This is a genomic window from Sulfolobales archaeon, assembly GCA_038897115.1.
GTDB lineage: Archaea > Thermoproteota > Thermoprotei_A > Sulfolobales > AG1 > AG1.
On record JAWAXC010000090.1, the window covers coordinates 1 to 8,224 of the forward strand.

At 44.3% G+C, this 8,224-nt stretch carries 10 protein-coding genes and 1 rRNA gene; 4 read left to right on the forward strand and 7 right to left on the reverse strand.

All coding sequences use genetic code 11. The features are described 5' to 3' along the window. Both QXE01_09980 and QXE01_09985 read right to left on the reverse strand, forming a co-directional pair. Nucleotides 1-329, reverse strand: a 329-nt coding sequence (locus QXE01_09980) for an NUDIX hydrolase (GenBank protein ID MEM4971562.1), incomplete at its 3' end; no start/stop codon positions are given. Between the two features lie 192 nt (nt 330-521). Next, complete coding sequence (locus QXE01_09985) at nt 522-1,277, reverse strand: DUF2192 domain-containing protein (protein MEM4971563.1); 756 nt, start codon at nt 1,275-1,277, stop codon at nt 522-524. A gap of 153 nt (nt 1,278-1,430) precedes the next feature. On the opposite strand from QXE01_09985, the gene QXE01_09990 reads away from it, so the two are divergent. From QXE01_09990 to QXE01_10000, 3 genes are all read left to right on the forward strand, one after another. Then, the gene (locus tag QXE01_09990; protein ID MEM4971564.1) at nt 1,431-1,679 is read left to right on the forward strand and encodes a hypothetical protein; all 249 of its coding nucleotides are present in this window, start codon (nt 1,431-1,433) and stop codon (nt 1,677-1,679) included. Then, entirely contained in the window at nt 1,679-2,071 is a 393-nt protein-coding gene (locus QXE01_09995) for a M67 family metallopeptidase (GenBank protein ID MEM4971565.1), read from the forward strand. The genes QXE01_09990 and QXE01_09995 overlap by 1 nt, the downstream gene beginning before the upstream one ends. Before the next feature lie 144 nt (nt 2,072-2,215). Continuing rightward, the gene (locus QXE01_10000; GenBank protein ID MEM4971566.1) at nt 2,216-2,845 is read left to right on the forward strand and encodes an HAD hydrolase-like protein; all 630 of its coding nucleotides are present in this window, start codon (nt 2,216-2,218) and stop codon (nt 2,843-2,845) included. Nucleotides 2,846-2,848: 3 nt separating this feature from the next. Here the strand turns inward: QXE01_10000 and rrf are convergent. From rrf to QXE01_10020, 4 genes are all read right to left on the reverse strand, one after another. Beyond that, a 5S ribosomal RNA gene (gene rrf / locus QXE01_10005) occupies nt 2,849-2,967 on the reverse strand. A gap of 44 nt (nt 2,968-3,011) precedes the next feature. After that, nucleotides 3,012-4,514, reverse strand: a complete 1,503-nt coding sequence (locus QXE01_10010) for an ATP-binding protein (GenBank protein MEM4971567.1) — start codon at nt 4,512-4,514, stop codon at nt 3,012-3,014. Next, complete coding sequence (locus tag QXE01_10015; protein ID MEM4971568.1) at nt 4,511-5,485, reverse strand: DNA double-strand break repair nuclease NurA; 975 nt, start codon at nt 5,483-5,485, stop codon at nt 4,511-4,513. Before QXE01_10015 ends, QXE01_10010 begins: the two co-directional genes overlap by 4 nt. 292 nt (nt 5,486-5,777) lie before the next feature. After that, complete coding sequence (locus tag QXE01_10020) at nt 5,778-7,145, reverse strand: serine hydrolase (GenBank protein MEM4971569.1); 1,368 nt, start codon at nt 7,143-7,145, stop codon at nt 5,778-5,780. 99 nt (nt 7,146-7,244) lie between these two features. Here QXE01_10020 and QXE01_10025 point away from each other — a divergent pair, with 99 nt between their 5' ends. Next, nucleotides 7,245-7,871 carry a hypothetical protein gene (locus QXE01_10025; protein MEM4971570.1) on the forward strand — a complete coding sequence of 209 codons (627 nt, stop codon included), beginning with the start codon at nt 7,245-7,247 and terminating at the stop codon, nt 7,869-7,871. A gap of 116 nt (nt 7,872-7,987) precedes the next feature. On the opposite strand, the gene QXE01_10030 is transcribed toward QXE01_10025, so the two are convergent. Next, nucleotides 7,988-8,224, reverse strand: a 237-nt coding sequence (locus tag QXE01_10030) for a hypothetical protein (GenBank protein ID MEM4971571.1), incomplete at its 5' end; no start/stop codon positions are given.

The following is an 8,224-nucleotide window of genomic DNA, read 5'->3' on the forward strand; positions in this document are numbered from 1 at the left end:
GAGCTATACATTTTAAACAACTCTATAAGCTCTCCAGCTCTATAGCCAGTCTCTTCTAGAAGCTCTCTCTCAGCAGTACTTCTAGGATCCTCTCCAGGCTCTATAGTTCCTGCAGGGAGCTCTATTATCCAGCTAAGAGGCCCTGGCCTATATTGTCTCAACATCAATATATGCTCGTTATCTAGCAACGGTATTATAACCACAGCCCCCGGATGGATCAATAGATCTCTTATAACCCTCCTATCCCCAAAGTCTATCGCAACCCTTGCGAATAAGAACCTCTTTCCTCTACAGAGGATCTCCTGGGAGATAGATATGGGACTTTTCATAATACCTACCACTCCCTACTCCTAAAACCATTTCATTAAAAGCTATTATCCTTAGATAGCATGGTAGCCAACCCAACTCAGATCCTTAGTAGTTCTCTATGATCTTAGCATATTTCGAAGACATCAACCCCTATATTATTAATCACAGTTTTTATCAAAGGAGCAAGTCTTTCAGCTATAGCTGGGCTTATATCAATTGCTGCCTTCCCTGGTTCTTTCTTCCTTTTTACTGCTTTCCTTTGCCTCGATTCTAAGGATCTTGTTATATTTAGATGCTTTGATCCCAAAGACTGTTTGAATTATCTTAGAAATATAGTTATCATCCGGCAGCGCCCTAGGACTCCCCAGCTTCACCGCCATGGCTTGTTTAAGAGCTTCTTTCGTTGCCCAATCCCTCACCTCCCCCTTTATTATCGCCTCTGCCACCTTAACTGCTATATAGAATTTCGAGAGCCTCTTTGATGTCTTCTCTTCTTCAGGAAATGCTTTTGAGAGTGCCTCTATGATCCTCGGCATATCGTCCCTATCTTTAAAGCCATAGTAATATCTTAGGAGCTCCACCCTAAAGATCTTCGATATAATAGATGAATCTAGGGGCGAGCCAAAGAGCTGTATCAATTTATCCCTCAAACCATTGTTATCACCCTTCAATATCATCTCGACGGCTTCAACATATCTCCTTTCCTGCTCGAATATATCTAGAACATGTTTCGGCAGCTCCGAAGCTATTCCCAGCCCCTCAACCCCTACTAGATATAGGGCTATGAGGTCTCTCTCATATATATCTGAGGGGTTCGCAGCTCCTCTTACAGGTTCAACACCGTCTTTCTCGTATCTTCTCCTCAGCATCTCGATAACCTCCTCTCTTGTAAGCTTCTCGCTAGACCTTGTAATGATCTCTCCCCATACATCCACAAGGATCTTCAATCTCTTCCTCTTCACATCCATAGATCATCAGCTCTCTGCGTCTCTATAAAATTATTAGAGAAACCCCATAATATTTAACCCAGTATAGCATTATAGCTGAAAGCCCCGCCCTCTAGGGCGGAGAGGAGATCAGCTAACTTATATCACCCTAAAAAGATATATCGCTAGGTGGCTATGTTGATAAAGACAAATGCAGAGGGCAGGTACGTAGTTAATAGGAAGGGAGAGAAGTATCTGCTGGAAATAAGAAGATCTCCTGATGGAAAGACCTTCATCGTTATTGAGAAGCTTAGAAAGCATGTATATGAGAAAGAAGGCGAGGAGATGATCTGGGAGCAAAATATTGAGGGCATAGAAGAGGTGGAATATGACAAGCTACCCCAAGAGGTGAGGGCTGCTTTCTCAAGTGCTACGAAGAGATAGTGATTAAAGAATCCATTTTAAACGCCATTATATCCAACACAGCATCTATGGAGATAGAGTCGTGTGGGCTGCTCATAGGAGTTTTCAGAGATACATATGCCGAGGTACTCGATCATAGAGTTGCTACTAATATCCTTAGAAGTAGATATGAATTCGAGATAGATCCTAGAGAATTGATAGAAACATATACAGAGGCTAAGGAGAAAGGGCTGGAGATTGTGGGTATATATCACACCCATATAAGCTATCCACCAATTCCTAGCAAGAAAGATGTTGAGGGTATGAAGCTATGGCCGATCCCATGGCTAATAATAAGCATGCCCAGCAGAGAATATGCCGCTTGGATGCTATGTGAGGAGAAAATCGTTAGGCTGAGGATAGCATTATCATAGCCCCAGTAGCTAGGCTGAGACGTAGAATAGAGCCCTCTCTTATCACAGCTTTGGTTTTTCACGGTGCTCTAGCCTTTATAGTTCCTTTATATATAGCTACAAATTTTTATATTTTATTTTATAAAATATAGGGGTATACGATCTATGGTTAAAGTTGTGACCTTCGATCTATATGGTACGCTGGTGGATTGGAGAAGCTCCATCGGAGCTCTAATCAAGTATGTTGCTGGATCTCAATATATTGAGGACTTCTTCCAATGCGATCTTGATAGTGTTAAAAGCCTAGCATCGTATAAACCATATTCAGAGATCCTGGCTCACTGCTTTAGAAAAGTATGTGAGAAGGCTCTAAAACCCTGGAGGGATTACTATGCAGAGGCTATAGCCATATCTTTCGCTAAATCTCCCCCATTCCCTGACACAATATTAGGGCTTAAGATTATCAAATCCATGGGGCTAGCCACAGCTATTATATCTAATACTGAGAAGAGACTTATCAAAATAACTATATCTGGGATGGAGCATCTAATAGATAGAGTTATAACTGCAGAGGATATAGGTATTTATAAACCTAGTAAGGAGGCCTTTATAAGAGCCTATAAATTGCTAGGCATTGGGTTTGATGAAGCTGTGCATGTTTCCTCATACCCACAATATGATCTAGAGCCTGCAAGATCACTTGGTATCAAGGCTATACATTTAAATAGATATGGATATATATGGGAGCCATCTATAGATAGTCTCGAAAAGATAGTAGATCTTCTTAAGCATTGAGGTCCGATCCAGCTTGGGCGCGCTGCAGGTCCTTGCGGACCCCACAGCACGCCCAAAGCGGCCGGCTTAACTTCCGGGTTCGATATGGGTCCGGGTGTTTCCCGGCCGCTATGGCCGGATCGGACCAATAATAATATATATCCAGAGGGTTATAAGCTTTTAGGCTCTATATATTCTTTCCTTTCTCAACATTCTTCCACGAGATCCACTCCTGCACAGCATCTATATCTGTGCCTGCTGTCTTCTCAACAACATGATCTATTTTCACTACGGCCGGCATTCTAACCCAGTGGCCCAGCAGTATTGCTTCGCCAATGTTTAGACCGGGTAGCTGGTCTAGGATCTCCTGTGTTAGACTCTCGGAGGCCCTGGCTATGTGAGCCTGATCCTCTGGCTGTACTATCCTCATTATCGCCATAGAACCCATCTGGCTAAGCACATCAGGATCCAACCCCCTAGGCCTCTGGGAGACGACTATCAGCCCTACACCAAACTTCCTCCCCTCCCTAGCTATATGCTCGGCTCGGGGCTTCGTAAGGGTGTCTCTATCGGTTGATAGATATATATGAGCCTCCTCAAGAACAACAACCACTGGGTGCGGGAGCCTAGGCTGATGTTCAGAGCCTTTTCTCCATGTAGCCGCCTTCCTCTCCTCAAGTATTCTGCCTAGCCAGTGTGATACAACCGCATCGGCCTGTAGATATGATGATAGGCCTGTGAGATCTATAACATTTATCCTCCCAATCATAGCCTGATCAGCTATGTCCTTCGCCTCATCATCTATGATCTTCTGAAGGAGATGCTTATTAGCCTCTATAGTCTCTATAACGGCCTCACAAGCCTTCACCATCTCCCCTCTTCTAGCAAGCTGTCTCTCCCTTTTCACACAGTTGATCATTGCCTCGAGATAAGATCTCTGTCCATCGGCCTCGCTATAGTCTAGCTCCTCCTTACACTTCTTGATAATGTTCTCCTGATTCTTAGCACCGTGCCTCACACCTATAAGCCTTGCAAACTCCTGCCAGCTGAGGTATCTAGGGTTTATCCTAGCCTTTATCACGTTAGGCCTTGGAAGCCCCTCGAATACAAGCCCCACATATTCTCCGTGGTAGTCGAATATGAATGTGGTTCCCCCTCTCTTAAGGATCTCCCTTGCTAAGAGGCTCACTAGATTACTCTTACCCATCCCAGTCATAGCTAGTATAGCTAGATGTCTCTGCACAATCTTGTTGAGATCCACCCTCACCTCCACATCAGGGTTCCTTAGAAGGGTTCCCACCCTAGCCCACTGAGGCCCCTCAGGAGCAAAGATCTTTGAGAGGGTTTTCTGCGAAGCCCTCCTAACCTCTATACCTGGGGGCGGGGGTATAGGTGGGATCCTCAGCTCATCCGGATCTCCTAGGATCTTCACATATGCCTTATAATATATAGCCCCCTCACTACCCTTATGAATATTTATCACCTTCCTGAGATCCTCTGGGGGGAGGGTCTCATCTATAACATATGAGCCTGAGAGGGAGCTCTGTATCAACCCTATCACAGTGATCCCGTTATACCTTATCTCAACATATTCTCCAAGCATAAGGGGTTTAGAAGATACTATGCTAACGCTATATGGCTTGCTCTCGCCAACCACATAGCCTATTACATCATCCCCTCTTGATCTCATAACGCTTTAGCAACCTCCCAGGCCTGCTCCTCAGATCCCAGCCCAAGGATCCTCTTAATCCTATCCATATCCCTCGAAGAAACCCTGGCCAGCTTATCTGCAACCCTTAGAACTAAGGGATATCCAGTATCGTCTCCAGCTATGCCCCTCATAATGTCTCTAACCATTTCCTCAGCATTATCTGGGTTCTTCAAAGGTACCTCAATCCTCATTATAGGACCTCCAGCTCTAAGCCTTACATAGCTCACAGCTATGTAGAGGGAGGATAACCCAGCTATTCTCTTAACCTGCTCAACTATACCTAAAACCCCTAGATTCCCCTCACCCCCACCGATGATCAGGGGTCTCGTATATCCTGGCTCGATGGTATATCTCGATAGATAGTAGAAATCTGTTCTAAGCGCCTTATAGCTCTGTGGGAAGTAGGTGCGAATAAGATCCCTTGACACGCTATTTTTAGATATGAAAACAAATCTATGCCTATCTCCAATAGAGAGCTCTACAAGTGCTTTAACAAGCATATTCACAGAGTCTTGGCTATCATCATCAACTATATAGGGGGCTTTTCTAATAAGGAATCCAAGCTTAGAAATTAGAGATCCATCTATAGCGACTATATCGCTAGAACCCATAGCCCTCCTAGCCATCTCAACTTCAATTAATATTGAGAGGTAGGATAAATAAGATTCAGGATCTACTTCTGAAGCGAGAATCCCCACCCTCACATCCCCATCACTCCCCCCACAGCTATTGACATAAGCCCCATCGACTAGATATATTAGATAGCCCCTCATCTCAAGATAATTATAACCACTATCAACACCAGATACACACTCGCCAGAGGGGCTGGGGGAGTATCTAGACCATAGATTCTGTATAGCCTCGAGCACCTCCATAGGTGGTATTTCTTTTAAAATGCTCCTCAGCTCAGAGAGCTCTCCAGAGATCTTTTTAATGGCCCCAGGTATCATCCCCAGCCCCCAGGATCCAAACCTATTATAATATATAGATCGAAGAATATATACTAATAGTAATACTTAGAAGAAGATCCTTATGGATATCCATCCATGGAATCCAGGTGCTGTATTAGTACATCTCAAATAATCCGTAGTACCAATAATAAATACTACATGGAGATCTAAGCATAGATCCATAGCTAGTGGTTAAAATACATATGATAGCTAGCGCTACAGTTGAAAGTCCCTATAGGGTGGGGGTCAATGATTAGATCGAGGAGTATCTGTATTTGTTAACCATTATAGGCTAGATCTTTTTGTATTTATATCTCTCATAGATCATCTCAACCCCTCTCTCTGTTTCTCGGAAATATACTGGGATCCTTCTACCCAGATCTGGGATGAAGAATTCATACTCCTTATCACCTATAGATGCTGGTATTAGGGGTAATTCGTATCCTGTGTACTTGCCTTTGGAGATCATGAGCAATATAGATCCTTTCCTCTCTATCCTTACCCTTGTTGTGGATCTATATGTTTCATAGACACCAGTAAGTCTATCTAAAACTCTATCGATCCTTATAAACTCCAGCTCCTTCTCAGGATCCCTGCCTAGCATTAATGCTAGGGCATACATACCTATGTTAGCTGGTAGATAGCCTGAGGAGTTTTCTAGAACAACTACCCCGAGTCTCTCCTCAGGTATATATCCCATATATGCGGTGTGAACCAATAGAGATCCTCCATGCCCAACTAGCTTTTTACCTAGGAAGCTGGGTATGATCCTAAGTCCTAATCCATAGCCCTCGCCACTGAATTGTGTATAGGGATATGTGATCCTTATCCTCTCCATCTCCTCAATGCTCCTTCTAGAGACGATCTCCACATCCCCTAGCCTACCTCTATTGATCAGCATGGAGATGTATCTAGACATGTCGAGGCAGTTACTTAGAAGCCCTCCATCAGCTGTTATGCCATATGGGAATGGTGTCTTCACAATCCTACCCTCTCTATCCACAGCATATGGTGTGGCGAAGTCATTGTCTCTCTCAACCTCTTCCCTTGTGAAGTAGCTTCTCTTCATCCCAAGAGGCTCTAGGATCTTCTTCTTAACGAAATCAACATATTTGATCCCCGAGACCTTCTCGATCACCATTCCAAGTAATACATAGCCCTCGTTTAGATAAAAGTACTTCTCGCCAGGCCTGGCCTCTGCCCAAGCCTCTGAATCTGATATGAATGTAAGCATATCCTCATAGCTGGATATAGGCATCCACGTGCTATCCTCTTCACCAACGATGCTCCTTATATATGCCTCTGCATATGCTAGAGCTGGTATACCGCTTGTGTGGCTCATTAGATGCCATATCTTTATCCTCTCCCCCCTAGGCCTGATCTTCAGCGGTATATAGCTATCTACATAGTCATCTATACTTATCCTCCCCTCCTCAGAGAGGATCATTATTGAGAGGCTTGTGAAAGACTTGGTTATAGATCCTATACCATATATAGTGCTTGGAAGAGCTGGCAGGCTTCTCTCGATATCCCTAAATCCAAAGCCCCTTGAATATACTATATCGCCATCCCTGATAACAGCAATACTTATCCCTGGCACCTTATTTCTACTCATCTTCTCTAGGATGAAGCTCTCAAGCCTCCTAAAGATCTCCTCCAAGGTATGCACCAAGTATATCGCCTCTGGGAACTAATAACCCTCGATCTACCTAGCTGTTAATCGATATAAGTCCCACTGTTTATTAGAAACACGGGTACCATGGATCGAGATGTTAGAGAGGCTATATATAGCTATCTAGCTAGCAGAAAGCCCGAGGATCTTGAGGTGCTGAGGAGGCTTATAGGAGGAGAGCTAAGAGATCTATCGCCGGTAGGGCTAGCCATAGAATATATATCTAGGGGAGGGGATCCTGAGAGGATATCTACCCTTCTATCCTGGAGGGATTTCGAGGAGTTTGTCTCAACATCTATGGAACTTGCTGGGATAGAGACTGCCAGAGGCATTAGAGCACCGCCCCCCAGAGGCTTCGAGATAGATGTCCTCGGCGTCGAGCCTATATCGGGCTTCTCAATAGCTGTTGACTGTAAGCATTGGTCTAGAGTGAGAAATCTATCTAGAGCCGCGAGGGATATGGAGGAGAGGGTCTCAAGAGCCCTTTCTAGATGCACTATACTGCTATCCCATCTACCAAACTTCTACAGGGCTAGGCATCTATACCCGCTAATAGTAACTCTGAGAGAGCCTCAGATAAGGTATATAGGGAGGATCCTCATAGCCCCGATACATAGGTTTAGAGATCTCCTGCTGAGATTAAGGGAATATGCAGAGGAGCTAGGTATAGAGCCATATGAAAATCCCTGCTATAAGCTTCAAACCCTAGGCTAACATCCTCTCCATCCTAAGGGGGCGAGGCTCTTAGTTGTAAATCTACCATTGCTTTAAACACCCCTCCTATAAGAAATCTAGATTCACAAACCTCTCCCCTCTAATTGATCCCCGAGCTAGCCAGGCTTCTTCGTAGAGCTCCACACATCGATCAGCTCTTTAGGACATTGAACAGCCCTTATAGACCCTCCCTCCTGCTCTACACATGCAAATGCTATATAGCCCTCCGCAGCATGGCTTCCAGTAGTTATATTTATGATCTCAAACCTATATCTAAGCCCCCTTGTCCTAGCCTCATCAAGCTCGAGCCTCACAGAGATCTCGTCTCCCCATCTAAGAGGACTTCTAAACCT